Here is a 14,842-nt window from a genome sequence, read left to right as displayed (position 1 = left end):
ATGACGATCGCAGTGACAAAGTCACGTGTCGAGGACAAGCTTTACCAGAACCGCTACTTGGTGGATTCCGGCCGCCCGCATATCAAAGTGCGACCGCACGAGAGGCCAAGCGCGAACTTGCTCGCGCTTACCCACGTCTGCCCGGCGAAATGTTATGAGTTGAACGACGAAGGTCAAGTGGAGATCACTGCTGACGGCTGCATGGAGTGCGGCACCTGCCGGATTTTGTGTGAGACCAGTGGCGAGATCGAGTGGAACTATCCACGCGGCGGTTTCGGAGTCCTCTTCAAATTCGGATGACCGACGCACGCACGTATTAAGAGGGTTGATCTTGATACAGTTTAGGTCTCGCCCAACGCCAAGTCTATCTTCGTTGCTTCGATCGTCGCTTCGACGAAGAGAAGCTCGTGAATACTGTGCTTTCAGAATTCAGATAAAAAAGGAGGAGCACTCTGGACGACAACCCCTGAGGTGTTTCCATGACCCACGGACCGCAAGATCGGGTCGACGAGGTTGGACCTCGGGAGACCCGCCCTGAACCGCCCATCAAAAGCATGCCCCAATCAGATATCGCGCTCAGAGGACTCTACGAGATATCGAAGGTGCTGACCGCCCCCAGCGAGCTGGAGATTACGCTCGCCAATGTCGTGAACGTCCTGCCTTCATTTCTGCAGATGCGTCACGGAGCAATCGTCGTCCTGGACGCTGAAGGAGAGCTGGAGATTGCCGCGACTGCCGGCAATACCCACGTACGTCAATCAGGCACTCGCCGCGTCATACCACAGGCCGTAACAGATCAAATCGTCGCTACGGGGACGCCGCTCTTCATACCGGACGTGCGCAAGTCCCAACTATTTCAGGCTGACCTTACGTCTTCGAGCAGCGGCACCATCCCAATTGCCTTTATCGGTATCCCGCTAAAGGCTGATCATGATGTCCTTGGGACATTATCGATCGACCGCGCCGGAGACGGCGCCACCGACTTTCGCGACGACGAGGACATTTATTTCCTGACGATGGTCGCCAACCTTGTCGGCCGGACCATCCGCCTCCATCGCGCCCTGAGTACAGATCGTCAGCGGTGTGGCCATGAGCAATCGGGACCGGAGAAATCGCCCAACGAGGGGAGGACCTACGACCCTGCCCGGCATGCGGATGCCAAAATCGACGGGATCATCGGGGAAAGCCCCGCACTCAAGCAGGTGCTCGAAACCGTCTCGGTCGTAGCAGGGACCAATTCCACCGTGCTTCTGCGGGGTGAAAGCGGCACCGGCAAGGAATTCTTTGCGCAGGCCATCCATAAGCTCTCACGTCGGAGGAAGAAGTCTTTCGTCAAATTGAACTGCGCCGCACTGTCTGAAAGCGTTCTGGAGTCAGAACTGTTTGGGCATGAAAAGGGCGCTTTCACGGGTGCTATCTCCCAGCGCGCCGGTCGTTTTGAATTGGCAAATGAGGGAACGCTGCTACTTGATGAAATCGGCGAGATTTCGCCGGCCTTTCAAGCCAAGCTGTTGCGTGTCTTGCAGGAAGGCGAGTTGGAGCGAGTCGGCGGCACCAAAACGCTACAGGTCGACGTGCGCCTCATATGCGCCACCAACAAGGACCTCGAGGCGGCCGTCATAAAAGGGGAGTTCAGGGCCGACCTTTATTACCGCATCAATGTCGTGCCAATTATCCTGCCTCCGCTCAGAGAGCGACCCGGCGATATTCCACGCCTTGCGAACGCCTTCCTCAACCGGTTCAACAAGGAGAACGATCGCGCACTAGCCTTCGCGGCGCCGGCGCTTGACCTGATCTCGCAATGTTACTTCCCTGGTAACGTCCGCGAGCTGGAGAACTGCGTCCAAAGGACGGCCACACTTGCGCACTCAAGGACGATCACTCCATCCGATTTCGCCTGTAAGAAGGGCCAGTGCCTTTCCTGGCTCCTCTGGAAGCGAGCCGACCGCTCGAATGGCGGCAATGCCATCGACGATCTCGCACGGGTCAACGCAGTGCCGGTCGGATTGCGGCTGCCGGCCAGTTGCATCGGTGCCTCCGCAGGCAAGATATCTCCCCTTACGGCCGGCGATCCGAACGATCCCGCTTGTCCCCCGCGTCTGGCCGAACGCGACCGGGTGATCGACGCGATGTACAAGGCCGGTTGGGTCCAGGCCAGGGCGGCTCGTATCCTCGGCCTCACGCCGCGGCAAGTCGGCTACGCCCTGCGCCGGCATGGTATCGTGGTGAAGAAATTCTAGACGTCGTGATGACGTCAACCGTAAGCAGCCCGGAGTGGTCTCGCTCACACTCTGCGCGCCCGAGGCTGCTAGCCTCGCGACCCTATTTGCGTGTCCACTGTCGTAAGCCCGACAAAGGTTTGTCGGAGCAATCCGAAGGAATCTGACACGACAAGCCTATTCGTGAACCGAAACAGCTCTTTGAGCTGGCATAGCTCTTGCGCTTTGGACTGCGACATCACGCAGCAACGGAGCCGTTCATGTCCGCACCGGCAATTTCGCTTGAGAGCCTCAGCACGACATTCGGTGACCAGTTGCTTGGCACCATGAAAGCTGGTGGCTGCGCCTCTTCGTCCTGCGGCTCGTCGACAAAGCCCGACGACACGGATCCGGCTGTCTGGGAGAAGATCAAGGATCACCCCTGCTTTTCAGAAGAGGCGCATCACTATTTCGCGCGCATGCACGTCGCGGTCGCGCCGGGCTGCAATATCCAGTGCAACTACTGCAATCGCAAATATGATTGCGCCAACGAAAGCCGGCCTGGGGTGGCCTCTGAAAAGCTGACGCCCGACCAGGCGCTACGCAAGGTGATCGCGGTCGCCAGCGAGGTGCCGCAGCTTTCCGTGCTCGGCATCGCCGGACCGGGCGATGCCTGTTACGACTGGAAGAAGACGAAGGCGACCTTCGCCAGGGTCGCCAGGGAAATCCCAGACATCAAGTTTTGCATCTCCACGAATGGGCTCGCGCTACCGGACCATGTCGATGAGCTTGCCGACATGAATGTCGATCACGTGACGATCACCATCAACATGGTCGACCCTGAGGTCGGTACAAAGATCTATCCTTGGATCTTTTACGACCATCGCCGCTACGTCGGCCTCGAAGCCGCCCGGATGCTGCACGAGCGGCAGATGTTGGGCCTGGAGATGCTGACCGCGCGCGGCATCCTCACCAAAATCAATTCGGTGATGATTCCTGGCGTGAACGATGAGCATCTGATCGAGGTGAATAGATGGGTCAAGGAGCGAGGCGCGTTCCTGCACAACCTCATGCCGCTGATTTCGGACCCGGCGCACGGCACGCATTACGGACTGAGTGGGCAGCGCGGCCCAAACGCAATGGAGCTGAAGGCTCTTCAGGATCGTCTCGAAGGCGGCGCCCAGTTGATGCGCCACTGCCGGCAGTGCCGGGCAGATGCCGTCGGCATGCTTGGCGAGGATCGTGGCCAGGAATTCAGGGCCGACCGGATTCCCGGCGAGGTCACCTACGATGCCAGCAAGCGTAACGCCTATCGGGAGCTGGTCGCGCAGGAGCGCCGTGATCACGTGGCGGCCAGAAGTGAAGCGATCGGATTGGTCAAGGCAGCGAGGCCCGGCAAAGCCGTCCTCTTCGCGGTGGCGACCAAGGGCGGCGGCCGCGTCAACGAACATTTCGGCCATGCGAAGGAATTCCAGGTTTACGAAGCCTCGCCGAGAGGGATCAGCTTTGTCGGGCATCGCAAGGTGGAGAAGTATTGCCTCGGCGGCTTGGGCAAGGAAGCCGCCCTCGGTGGCATCGTCGCAGCCCTTCAAGGCATAGATATCGTGCTGTGCGCCAGGATTGGAACTTGCCCGCAGGATCAGCTCGCGGACGCTGGAATCAGAGCCACCGACGCTTGTGCCCATGACTATATCGAGACGGCAATCAGCGCGATTTACACCGCCGCGTCAGGGGCCCCCGCACTCGCGGCGACGGCCTGAGCTGTCTCATCCATTCGGACCAGGAGTTAAAATGGCTTTCAAGATCATCGCATCCCAATGCACCCAATGCGGCGCCTGCGAATTCGAATGTCCTTCCGGCGCGATCAAGTTCAAAGGCGAGAGCTACGTGATCGAGTCACAGAAGTGCACCGAATGCGAGGGGGTCTTCGATGCGCAGCAATGTGCCTCGGTATGTCCGGTGCCGAAGACCTGCGTTCCTGCGTGACCACATGGGCTGCCGACATGGGCGGGGCTGCCTACGCAGGACGCCTGCAACGCCTTGTTCACAACCTGCAGCCGCAAGAGAAATCAGGGAACGGACATGTCGCTCGGACGCGAAGAGGAGATCGAAATCCGCAGGCCTCCACGATTCATGCCGGGAGAGCGGGTACGTGCCACTCGCCACATAAAGAATGACGGCACCTATCCTGGCAGGGAGATCGGCGAAAATCTCGTGCGCAAGGGCGACGAGGGATATGTGCGCGACATCGGCACCTTTCTCCAGCAGTTCTTCATCTATGCGGTCGAGTGGATCGACCGTGGCACCGTCGTCGGCATGCGAGCGCGTGAACTGATGAGCCTCGAGAAAGCCGAGTCCTGCAGTGCTGAAAGCAATTCCAATGAAGGGACGGCCAGATGAAAGTCATGATCCGCAGGACCGATGCTGGCTTGTCGGCGTATGTCCCCAAAAAAGACCTCGAAGAGCCGATCATCAAGCTTGAGAAGGAAGAGTTGTGGGGCGGAACTATCACGCTCCGGAACGGGTGGCGGCTCGTCTTACCCGATCTCCCACGGGATACGCGTCTGCCGATCACTGTCGAGGCAAGGAAGGTTTCCGAAGAGGACTGATGCTGCCGCTAAGTGCGTCGCGAGGAAACGAGCATGAATACGATCCTGACATCGGGCCACCTTGTCATAGTGCGGGACAGTTTTGCCGATAAGCTGCTTGACCTGGCGAAGGCAGCGCTCGCCGCCGATGAGGTGATCCCCTATCTCGGTCCGGGTCTTCTTGGGTTCAACTGTGCGGAACCGCCTGTGCCGCATAATCCGGAGGTCGTTGCCGCGGCACTCAATGCACGGGCGCCCGCCCCTTCCAGGATCCGCACCAATATGTGGTCGGTTGCGCAGTTCATCGAACAGCGCCGGCATCGCCGGACGCTTCAAGCTTGGATGACCGAGATATTCGCAGCGCCGGTGAGGCCAACCCTCCTCCACGCCTGGCTCGCAAGGTTGCCGCTCTCCCTCATCATCGACAGCTGGTATGACAGCGCGATGCGCACGGCTCTCGTGGAGACCGGCCGAACGGACGTCGTTGAGATACAAGGCGTCACGCGGGCGAACGAAATCGGCAACATTTGGACAAAAACCTACGATTTGTCCGGGAGGGAGCTCGACGCCCGATCGGGGGCAAAGACGGTCCTCTATGCACCTCACGGGAGTAGTAGGCCCTCGCAAAACTTTCTCGTCGCAGATTCCGACTATGTCGAAGTCCTGACCGAAATTGATATCCAGACACCTATCCCTGACGTGGTGAAGGAACGGCGCATCACCCGTGGATTTTTCTTCGTTGGCTGCCGCTTCAACGATCAGATGCTGCGCACCTACGCCAGACAGATCATGAAGCGCTCCCGCGGTCCCTATTGCACCGTAATGGACGCGGAAACCCTGACCAGAAACGAAGCGCGTTTCCTTGCGGCAAGCGGAATCACGGTGATCGACATGCCACTTAGTCAAGCGGCGGCTCGGCTTCTGGGAACGGGCAAGGCTGCAGGTTGTGGACAGGATTAAAATGGCGGTCGCCTTTGATGATGCGTCCTTCGGCTTTCCTCGAAGGCGCAAAATGCAGTCGGGAATACACCCGTGAACAGTGATGCTGTCGGCAGCGCAACGGACGCTCTGAATTCGTTGACCCATGTTGAAGCGGCGCGCTGGGGCCGGGATTTGAGTACGCTGTTGCGCATAACGCGTATGAATTTTCGGCATCCCTGGCAGGTCGCCTTCGCTATGGGCTCGACGATCATGGCGGCAATCCTCCAGTTGCTCATTCCCCAGCTTCTCGGCCGGGCTGTCGACCAGGCCCAGACAGCCATCGGGGGCGGTGTCGCCGGGAGCGCGGCAGGACAAGCGCTCTGGACCCCGGCTCTCCTGCTGCTCGCCGTCAGCGCGCTACGCGGCCTTTTCACGATGGCGCAGAACTATTTTGCCGAAGCCGTCGGGCATCATGTCGCGTACGAACTGCGGCTCGCCTACTACGACAAGATCCAGCGTCTCAGCTTTTCCTTTCACGATCGGGTCCATTCAGGCGATCTGATCACCATCGGAATGCTCGATCTCCAAGGCGTGCGGATGTATTTTTCCACCGCGCTCGTTCGCGTGGTCCTGCTCACCATGCTGATCGGGATCGGCGCTTACATGATGATCTCGATCGATCTCATGCTCGGCCTGGTCGCGCTGAGCTTCGTGCCTTTTGTCGCCTGGCGCTCATCGACCACACAGCTTAGGCTGCGCGCCACCTGGCTCGACCTCTATGAGCGCCTTTCGGTACTAAGCCGCGTGATGAAGGAAAATCTCGCAGGCATCCGCGTGGTCCGCGCTTTTGCGGCTCAATCCTATGAGATGCTGAAGTTCGACCGCGCTTCCAAGACCGCGCTCGGCCTCGCCAACGATCTCGTTGACATCTACGTACCCAGCACGTCGGCGATGACCTTGTCCTTCTTTTTCGCAATGGGATTGGTGCTTTGGATCGGTGGCAACAAGCTCATCGCTGGCGAGATCAGCGTCGGAACGATGGCGACCTTCCTGACCTTCATGACCATCCTGCAAATGCCAGTCCGCCAGATCGGCCTCATGGTCAATGCCTTTGCCCGCGCTTCCAGCTGCGGTTCGCGGCTTTTCGGTCTCCTCGATCAGGAGATCACGATCAGGGATGCTCTCGAGGCCAGACCGCTTGAGATAAGCGACGGCACTCTGCGCTTCCACAATGTCTCATTTGCGTACCCCAATGTCGAAAACCGCGCCATTCTGAAGAACCTCAGCTTTGAGGCCCGGAGAGGCGAGACGATCGCGATCGTCGGTCCGCAGGGTTCCGGCAAATCGACGATGGCTCATCTGATCCCCCGCTTTTACGACGTGACCGGTGGCGCCATCACGTTGGACGGCCAGGACATACGCAATGTCACCCTCGAGAGCCTTCGCAAGGCGGTTGCCGTTGTACAGCAGGATGCGTTCCTGTTCACCACCACGATTGAGAACAACATCGCTTATGGCGACCCCTGGGCGAAGAGACAGCGAATTGAACGCGCTGGCGAATTCGCCCAGCTCCACAACTACATCCTCGGGCTCCCAGCAGGGTATGAGACGGTCGTGGGCGAACGCGGCGTCTCTCTCTCTGGCGGCCAGCGCCAGCGTCTCACGATTGCTCGCACCATGATGCTGCGCCCCTCTGTCGTCGTTTTCGACGACTCGATGGCCGCGATCGATGCCGGCACCGAGCAGCGCATTCGCGCGGCGACGCGGCGCTTCGCCAAGGATCGGGTGACGATCATCATCGCGCACCGGCTGAGTGCGCTTCTGCATGCCGATCAGATCCTTTTTGTCGATAACGGCGAAATCGTAGAACGCGGCACGCATGAAGAGCTTCTGGCGAAGCGGGGACGCTACAGGGCCCTTTACGATCTCCAGACGCGCCCAGGTGATAGCATATGACCCAGTATGGGGGCGCCCGCTGATGGACCAGGGCCCCGGCGAACTCGAAGCCGACCGTGACGACGGCAGACGCCCTCCGCGCGCGGTCGTCGGCTCGCACCGGATCGAGGAGGAGATGTTCGGCCGGGCTTTCGACAAGAGCATCCTCCGCCGGATCTGGGGCTTCGTCCATCCCTATCGGGCAAAGGTAGTTGTCACGATTGTCGCGATGCTGATCTTCACCGGGACGCAGCTTCTCATCCCCTTGATCATCCGCTACGCGATCGACAACGGCATGAACCCGGCAGGGACCGATCGCTCAGCCCAGCTTGCGGCCGTCGGCGCGTTCCTTTCGGCGATTTTGGTCAATTTCGCCGCCGGTTACATGCAGGAAACCTTGGATGGGAAAATTGCCGAAACTGTCCTGTTCGACATCCGCCGCGCCATGTTTGGCCATCTGCAAAAGGTTTCGCTCTCTTTCATGGACAAGACTGAGGTCGGACGCCTGATGTCGCGGCTGCAAGGCGACGTTAACTCCATACAGGAGTTCCTGGAAACCTCGGTATATTCCCTAGGCGATGTTGCGCTTCTCTTCGGCATCGTTTTCGTAATGCTGTGGCTCGACTTTCGCCTCGGCCTCCTGACGCTGTCGGTTCTGCCGATCCTGGTGATCGTCCGCATTGTCTGGCTGCCGCGTGCCCGCGACGCCTTCATGGCTGCACACGAAACCAATTCCGTCGTCAATGGCGCGCTGGCCGAAGCCATTCACGGCGTGCGGACCATACAGTCGATGGATCGCCAGCAGGTGAATTTCATTCTTTTCGACGACCGGGCCCATGCCAACCTCAGGACCCAACTGATCGCTGCCAGATATGCACTGGTCATGGTGCCTATCGTCGATGGCCTCACGGGCCTCGCCTTGGCCGCCGTTATTGTGGTCGGCGGCTCGATGGTCGTGAATAGCCGTATAGATGTGGGCGTGTTGGTAGCCTACCTGTTTTACATCCAGCGCTTCTTTGACCCGATCCGCTCACTCACCTTGCAATATTCGATCATGCAGCGCGCCATGGCCTCAGGCAAGCGCCTGACCGATGTGCTCGATGTCAAGATCGATGTTCAGGACAAACCCAATGCCGAGGTACTTTCGCCCGAAATGGACGGCTCGGTCGAGTTTAGGGACGTCACATTCGGCTACGATCCGAACCGTTCGGTTCTGAAAAATGTCTCCTTCAGGGTCAACCCCGGCGAGACGGTCGCACTGGTCGGACCGAGCGGTTCTGGCAAATCGAGTGCGATGGCCCTGGTCCACCGCTTCTATGATGTTCAGCAGGGTCAGGTGCTGGTCGGCGGGCATGATGTGCGCGACCTCACCCAAGAATCGCTCGGCCGCCAGGTCGCCATGGTGCTGCAGGAGCCATTCCTGTTCACCGGGACGGTCTTCGAGAACATTCGATACCAGAAGACGGAAGCCACGCGCGACAAGGTGATCGAGGCGGCGACGGCGGTCGGCGCGCATGACTTCGTCATGAGCCTCGCCGACGGGTATGAGACCCAACTTGGCGAACGCGGCGACAACTTATCTCTTGGCCAGCGCCAGCTTATCAGTTTCGCCCGGGCCCTCGTCGCTGACGCCAAGATCCTCGTGCTCGACGAAGCGACCGCCAACATCGACAGCTACACGGAATTGCAGATTCAGAAGGCTCTGATCAAGCTGCTTGAAGGGCGGACTGGCCTCGTCATCGCCCACCGCCTCGCCACGATCCGGGGGGCCGACCGCATCATCGTGCTTCAGAATGGCCAAGTTGTTGCGACTGGCAACCACGATGAGCTAATAGCCATGGGCGGCCTGTATTCCAAACTCTACTATCTCAACTATGCCTCCTTCGACGACATCCCCGAACACGAGACCACCGTGCAAGCTGGCTCCCAGACCTGACTTTTTGGCGGCCTTGTGGTAGTGGCGTTGACTTTCGGGCGTGTCGGCGGACCACTCAGGCACCGCAGACGGCCAGCAGGCAGCATTCAAGGACAAGCACTCCTCGCAGTTCGTGAAGACCGGCTGCGAACGATTTCCTCCAGCATCGTATCCCGACCGCGGTGCACCCCATCATCGGGCGAGCTCGCTCCTGGTGGTGGCTGGGCGTAGCAAAGCCGCTCGCGAGCGCGCCCTCAACAGCGCCGAAGCGAGTGGCGGCTTTGCTACCGCCGGGCCGCTGATGAAGCTGGAGGCGCCGCACCGACGCCGCCCCGGGCGAGAAGAACCTCTGCGGCGGGCTATGGGCAACGGCTAGCGCGAGCGCGACGAGCAGACGCGTGCCTGCATTGTGACGCGCTCGGCCATCATCTCCTTAGGATCATGCAGGTTCACAAGATGGCCCAGACGCCAGCCAACGCACAAACCTGGTATTCTGTGCCGCCGGCTCGTCGTCAGTTTGGCCTCCCTCCCGATTGCCCGTCCCCACCACGTGCACGCTAGAGCACGTGGATGTGAGGGAGCGCTGTACAACGATTCAACCTCAGACTGCGAATTTCATGGTCAGCCAAGTCGAGCCATGATTTCGGATTGGATGGTCGTCGCAGTGTACAGGGAAGCATCTAGCGGCAGATTTCCAAATGCCAGTTGACAAAGCAGGTAGTTGGCACCTGCCTCTTCCAACTGACCTAACAGAGCTTTTCGCACAGATTCTGCTGATCCTACCACGCACAATTCACTCTCGACTGCCGCATCGAAGGTCAGCGGCAGGTTTGGTGGAGTGGGGATAGCGTTAAGCTCGTAAAGGAATTGGAAGCTCTTGAGCCAGCGTTCGTAAGCAGGTGCCGCGAGCGAATAGGCATGTGTGTCACAACGCCCAACCACGACCATGCGGAGCAATCCGATAAATTGCGCCTGATCCCCCGCGCCAGCGTTGTCCTCTCGATAGGCGCGGAACGCATCAGTAGTTTTGCGAACAGAAGAGGAAGGTCCTACACACGCGATATTGGTTCCATTCGCAGCCGCCCAAGCTGCGGACTCGGGTCGATTGGCAGCGACCCATGTCGGCGGATGTGGACGCTGATGAGGTCTTAGCGTCAAAGGAACGTCATTGAGATCAAAATGGCGGCCTTGATAGCATAGCGTGCCGACCTTCATCGGATTAACAAGTATTTCCATGAGGATTTCGCTGGCTTCAGCATAACGGCCCGGCACCGCGTCCGCACCAATCCCGAAGTAGCCCAATTCGATCGGGAGAGCACCGCGCCCTATGCCCAGTTCGAGCCTGCCACCGCTCAACTGGTCCAGCATACAGATCTCTTCGAACGCACGCAGCGGATGATAAAGCGCAAGCAGCATCACCAAGGGTCCGAGACGCAAGCGCCGGGTGCGCTGGGCGACGCTCGATAAGAACAGATTCGGCGATGGACCTCTCCCATGGGGAGTACAGTGGTGTTCTGCGAGATGATAGGCATAGAACCCTAGCTGATCGCACGCCTCTGCTAATATCAGGCGATCTTCGTACTGCCGACCGATGTCGCGGCCATCCTCGTCCAGATGATCGAAGATGCCGAACGCTAGGTTTGAAGGAAAGACGTTTGTCACTCGATAAGTCCCCGATTTTAAAAGCAGGCTGTTCTCTTGCTGGGATGACCAAGCAAGTCGGAAGAGATGTGTGTGATCGCCGATTAACGTCAGCGTAACGAAGAAGCAGAGCCTGACGCTTCCCTGCCCTTGGAGCTTGGCACCGTTAAGCTTCCAGCAATGTCGCCAGCGGCAGCAAGAAATGCATCCATCTGCTCTTTTGTGCCGATGCTGACGCGGATGCAGTGTTCCAAGCCTTTGTCCGGAAAAAACGCGACAAGTATCTTTTGCCTTTCCAATGCTGCTTGCCACCATGAGCCGTCCTGTCCCGCGGGCACACGGGCCAGCAAGAAATTTGCGCGGGAGGGCGTTACGGAAAATCCGAGTTGCGACAGCGCGACTGTCACTCGCTCTCGTTCATCCTTGATGTGCTTGTGGTTCTCTGCGTAGGCGCCGCGATGCGCAAGCACGCTGATACCAACGGCATGCCCGATGACGTTCATGTTGAAGACGTTCTGGATGTTTCGCAGCCTGCCAATAATTTCAGGGTGACCGAAACCGAAACCGACGCGAATGCCGGCGGCGGCATAGCTTTTCGAGAATGACCTCAAGATCAGAATGTTCGGATACTGGTTGATGAGGCGCAGGCCATGATCGGGTGCAAAGTCGACGTAGGCTTCATCAAGGACAACCAAGCGGTCTGATTGTGCTACGAGGCGTTCGATATCGCTTATCGGGAGGAATGTTCCGGTCGGATTGTTTGGATTGGCCAACATAATGAACTTGGCGTCTTTTGCCGGACCGGAAAGCAATTGCTCCATTGGCAGGGAATGAGCTTGACATCCGATTTCGAGAAACTCGGCGCCCTGAATCATGGCAAGTTTGCGGTTGAACGAAAACCCTGGCGACATCATCGCAACCTTGTCGCCAGGCGCGAGGAAAGCTCTGTAGATCAGTCCGAGCAGTTCAGACGACCCGTTGCCTGCGATGACCTGATCCCTGGAAACGCCATAGGTGCTGGACGCCGCTTCCCTCAAGCTGATGTTATCGTCATCCGGATATAGATACTGGCACTTGAGGGCCGCCACTGCACTTTGCATTATGATTGGCGGCAACGGAAACGGGTTCTCATTCGTATTCAGCTTGACAAAATTTCCGTCCGGTGCTGGTCCGTTGGACGGCAGAGCATCTAACTGTCGCGTCACTGGCGGAAGAGCCGAAAGCACAGTTTGCAGTTTTGCATCGGACATATTTTAACTCCGTTTTAGTCACCAGGGGCATCCGTATGAGCTCGCAACGAGAGCAACATGGCGGACAGGATTGACGATGGAAGCGTTGCCTCTCACACGATGGTCGCAACGCAGACACGGGAATTCGGCCAGGCTGTCCTCGATGAATCGAGTGGAAGCGGACGCGGACCTGCATCGCTGCCGCAAGGCGCTAAGCAGCTCAGCTCATCTCCTCGGTTTCAGATACGCTTGATCTCGACGCCGTATTTCCTCAGCACGTAGCCAATCTGGCGCGGGGTCAGTCCAAGGAGGCGCGCTGCCTTTGCCTGCACCCAGCCACATCTTTCCATGGCAGCAATGACGCGCTCTATGTCGGGGGTCCTCGCACCAATTGGGTGTGTTGCGCCGGCACGCGGGACTGTGGTCGCGGCCGAACAGGCTGCCGCATCCGGCGGCGTGGCCGGATTCGCTGACTCCGGCAGGATCGGCGCTGGTTGCATCGCGGCCTTGCCCGATCTGCACTTCCACAGCGCCTCGGCAAAGCATTGGCCTTGGGAGCAGGCAAAGTCGTTTCTCCCGATTGATAGTCCCTCGGCCAGGATCGCTGTCCGGTGCACGCAATTTTCAAGCTCGCGAATGTTGCCGGGAAACTCACATTTCATCAGCACTTCAATCGCACACGGATCGAAGGTAAGCGTACAGCCGTTCTCGTCGTTGAACTTCTTGAGAAACTCAGCTGCGAGCAGCGGAATATCGCTGCGCCTCTGGCGCAATGCTGGTACCAGCAAGGGAACCACGTTGATGCGGTAGTATAGGTCGGCGCGGAACTCATTCCTTGCAACCGCCTCTTCCAGGTTCCTGTTCGTGGCGGCAATCACGCGAACATCGACCTTGATGGTCTGATTGCTGCCGACGCGCTCAAACTCCTGCTCCTGCAGCACGCGCAGCAGCTTTGCCTGGAACGAGGCCGAGATCTCGCCAATCTCATCCAGAAACAACGTCCCCTTGTCAGCGAGCTCAAAGCGCCCCTTGCGGGAATTGAATGCGCTTGTGAAGGCACCCTTCTCATGACCGAACAATTCGGATTCCAGGACTGTCTCTGGGAGCGCTGCACAATTGAGTTTAACGAAGGGCCGCTTGGCGCGCGGCGACAACTCGTGAATTGCCTTGGCAGCCAGCTCCTTCCCGGTACCGGACTCGCCTCGCAACAGAACCGTGGTTTTTGCCTTGGCTACGATCGCGATCTTCTCCAGCAGCGCGCTTATCGCCGGACTGTCACCAATCATCCCCTCGACATGAACCTTTTTGCGCCGGGGTGCAGGGTGCTTAACATCGGAAAATTTCGTCTGCAGCCGATCTTCCAACTCCGGCGGTCGCTCGCGGTCCCCCGCGCAGAAGCGGTGCAACTTGACTGTCTGTCCCACCATGTTGGCAATCATGGTGAGCAGTCGGACATCGTAATCGAGCCGATAGCTTGACCTGCTTTCCAAAGCCCTGTCCACAGTCAGCGCGCCTACGGCGTTCCCATCAACACGAATGGGAACGCCGATGAACGACACGGTGTCGGAGGCCCCAAGCACCTCAATGTCAGCGGCAGTGAAGGCCGGATGCATCGCTATGTCGTCGGCGATGAGCGGCGTGTCCGTCGTCACAATCTGATCGATGGCGTTGCGCGGCACGCGCGACCGGGAGGGCTCATTGCTGTTCGTGTCGCAGTCGCTGGCCACGGTGATGTCCAGTCCGGCCTCGGCATCGCAGAGAGTGATGATGCCGTGCCGCATCTGCACTAACGAGTGCAGGAGATCAACGACCTTGGCCAACGTGAGTTCGAGCCGGGCGGGACCGGTGAGTATTTTCGATATTTCGAAGATTCCGGTGAGGGCGCGCTCGTGCAATGCCCCATTCGCAGGATTCGTCTCGGACGTTGGACAACCCCTTATCGCATCCGGCAGCGATATGCCGCACTCGCTGGCATTTTGTTCTGATTTGCGAATGTTGTGGTGCATGTGATCCTCGATCTCGCGCCATCAAACGTAGGCCGGCGGCATGTGCGCCCGCGACGTCGCGAGCAAGCGCGAAAATACTCCGACGTGAACTCGTGCCGCCGCCGTTTGGTCGAGTGCAAAGCGGATCGAACCCTGATGCATCGCTTGGCTCTCCCCTCCACGAAGCTTGGCCATGGTCTCGGCTTGCACCAAGGCAACCACACGTTGTTTTCAACAGACTGGAGCGAGGCGGGATAGTCAATCGAGCTTTCTTTCATTCGTGAAAGGAAACCTCGCGGCATATGATAGAATTCATCAATTCTGTTTTTGCCGTTGAACGACGGAAATACTTGCGCCGGCGATGCGGTGCCCGAGCGGCTGACCGCGCCGAGTGTAAAAGCCGGGCCGTGCCATTCACCAGCGCCCGCGA

12 protein-coding genes are annotated in these 14,842 nt (G+C 58.8%); 9 read left to right on the top strand and 3 right to left on the bottom strand.

Annotated features, from left to right (window positions below):
- From NKH97_RS21900 to NKH97_RS21860, 9 genes are all read left to right on the top strand, one after another.
- On the top strand, positions 1-300 hold the full coding sequence (locus NKH97_RS21900; RefSeq protein ID WP_031213720.1) for a ferredoxin family protein: 300 nt from the start codon (positions 1-3) through the stop codon (positions 298-300).
- Positions 301-479: 179 nt separating this feature from the next.
- A complete protein-coding gene (gene nifA, locus NKH97_RS21895; protein ID WP_502897086.1) occupies positions 480-2,240 on the top strand; it encodes a nif-specific transcriptional activator NifA in 1,761 nt (586 codons plus the stop codon).
- Between the two features lie 239 nt (positions 2,241-2,479).
- Positions 2,480-3,958 carry a nitrogenase cofactor biosynthesis protein NifB gene (gene nifB / locus NKH97_RS21890; RefSeq protein WP_352798752.1) on the top strand — a complete coding sequence of 493 codons (1,479 nt, stop codon included), beginning with the start codon at positions 2,480-2,482 and terminating at the stop codon, positions 3,956-3,958.
- 31 nt (positions 3,959-3,989) lie between these two features.
- Positions 3,990-4,184, top strand: a complete 195-nt coding sequence (locus NKH97_RS21885; RefSeq protein ID WP_023672218.1) for a 4Fe-4S dicluster domain-containing protein — start codon at positions 3,990-3,992, stop codon at positions 4,182-4,184.
- Between the two features lie 96 nt (positions 4,185-4,280).
- Positions 4,281-4,598, top strand: a complete 318-nt coding sequence (locus NKH97_RS21880) for a nitrogen fixation protein NifZ (RefSeq protein WP_023736294.1) — start codon at positions 4,281-4,283, stop codon at positions 4,596-4,598.
- Positions 4,595-4,807 (top strand): putative nitrogen fixation protein NifT, encoded by a 213-nt coding sequence (gene nifT / locus NKH97_RS21875; protein WP_023813715.1) that lies wholly within the window; start codon positions 4,595-4,597, stop codon positions 4,805-4,807. Before NKH97_RS21880 ends, nifT begins: the two co-directional genes overlap by 4 nt.
- Positions 4,808-4,840: 33 nt before the next feature.
- Positions 4,841-5,746: an SIR2 family NAD-dependent protein deacylase gene (locus NKH97_RS21870; protein WP_352798751.1), complete on the top strand. Its 906-nt coding sequence runs from the start codon at positions 4,841-4,843 to the stop codon at positions 5,744-5,746.
- Positions 5,747-5,818: 72 nt separating this feature from the next.
- Positions 5,819-7,663 (top strand): ABC transporter ATP-binding protein, encoded by a 1,845-nt coding sequence (locus NKH97_RS21865; protein ID WP_352581812.1) that lies wholly within the window; start codon positions 5,819-5,821, stop codon positions 7,661-7,663.
- Between the two features lie 22 nt (positions 7,664-7,685).
- Positions 7,686-9,578 (top strand): ABC transporter ATP-binding protein, encoded by a 1,893-nt coding sequence (locus NKH97_RS21860; protein ID WP_352581875.1) that lies wholly within the window; start codon positions 7,686-7,688, stop codon positions 9,576-9,578.
- 600 nt (positions 9,579-10,178) lie between these two features.
- Here NKH97_RS21860 and NKH97_RS21855 read toward each other — a convergent pair.
- The 3 genes from NKH97_RS21855 to nifA (NKH97_RS21845) all read right to left on the bottom strand — a co-directional run bounded on the left by NKH97_RS21855 (position 10,179) and on the right by nifA (NKH97_RS21845) (position 14,433).
- A complete protein-coding gene (locus tag NKH97_RS21855; RefSeq protein WP_023736289.1) occupies positions 10,179-11,219 on the bottom strand; it encodes an LLM class flavin-dependent oxidoreductase in 1,041 nt (346 codons plus the stop codon).
- 89 nt (positions 11,220-11,308) lie between these two features.
- Positions 11,309-12,448 (bottom strand): histidinol-phosphate transaminase, encoded by a 1,140-nt coding sequence (gene hisC / locus NKH97_RS21850; protein ID WP_352798750.1) that lies wholly within the window; start codon positions 12,446-12,448, stop codon positions 11,309-11,311.
- Between the two features lie 218 nt (positions 12,449-12,666).
- Entirely contained in the window at positions 12,667-14,433 is a 1,767-nt protein-coding gene (nifA, locus tag NKH97_RS21845; protein ID WP_352798749.1) for a nif-specific transcriptional activator NifA, read from the bottom strand.
- Positions 14,434-14,842: the final 409 nt, after the last annotated feature.

This window comes from Mesorhizobium sp. M0870, from assembly GCF_040319775.1.
Classification (GTDB): Bacteria; Pseudomonadota; Alphaproteobacteria; order Rhizobiales; family Rhizobiaceae; genus Mesorhizobium.
Note: the sequence above shows the minus strand (reverse complement) of the source record. Positions and strands in the feature narration are given on the sequence as shown.

Bases quoted from the DNA above. Each gene is read 5' to 3' on its own strand.
- NKH97_RS21860 (WP_352581875.1), top strand. From the start codon at position 7,686: ATGGACCAGGGCCCCGGCGAACTCGAAGCCGACCGTGACGACGGCAGA.
- nifA (WP_502897086.1), top strand. From the start codon at position 480: ATGACCCACGGACCGCAAGATCGGGTCGACGAGGTTGGACCTCGGGAG.
- nifA (WP_352798749.1), bottom strand. From the start codon at position 14,433: ATGCACCACAACATTCGCAAATCAGAACAAAATGCCAGCGAGTGCGGC.
- hisC (WP_352798750.1), bottom strand. From the start codon at position 12,448: ATGTCCGATGCAAAACTGCAAACTGTGCTTTCGGCTCTTCCGCCAGTG.
- nifT (WP_023813715.1), top strand. From the start codon at position 4,595: ATGAAAGTCATGATCCGCAGGACCGATGCTGGCTTGTCGGCGTATGTC.
- nifB (WP_352798752.1), top strand. From the start codon at position 2,480: ATGTCCGCACCGGCAATTTCGCTTGAGAGCCTCAGCACGACATTCGGT.
- NKH97_RS21880 (WP_023736294.1), top strand. From the start codon at position 4,281: ATGTCGCTCGGACGCGAAGAGGAGATCGAAATCCGCAGGCCTCCACGA.
- NKH97_RS21885 (WP_023672218.1), top strand. From the start codon at position 3,990: ATGGCTTTCAAGATCATCGCATCCCAATGCACCCAATGCGGCGCCTGC.
- NKH97_RS21900 (WP_031213720.1), top strand. From the start codon at position 1: ATGACGATCGCAGTGACAAAGTCACGTGTCGAGGACAAGCTTTACCAG.
- NKH97_RS21870 (WP_352798751.1), top strand. From the start codon at position 4,841: ATGAATACGATCCTGACATCGGGCCACCTTGTCATAGTGCGGGACAGT.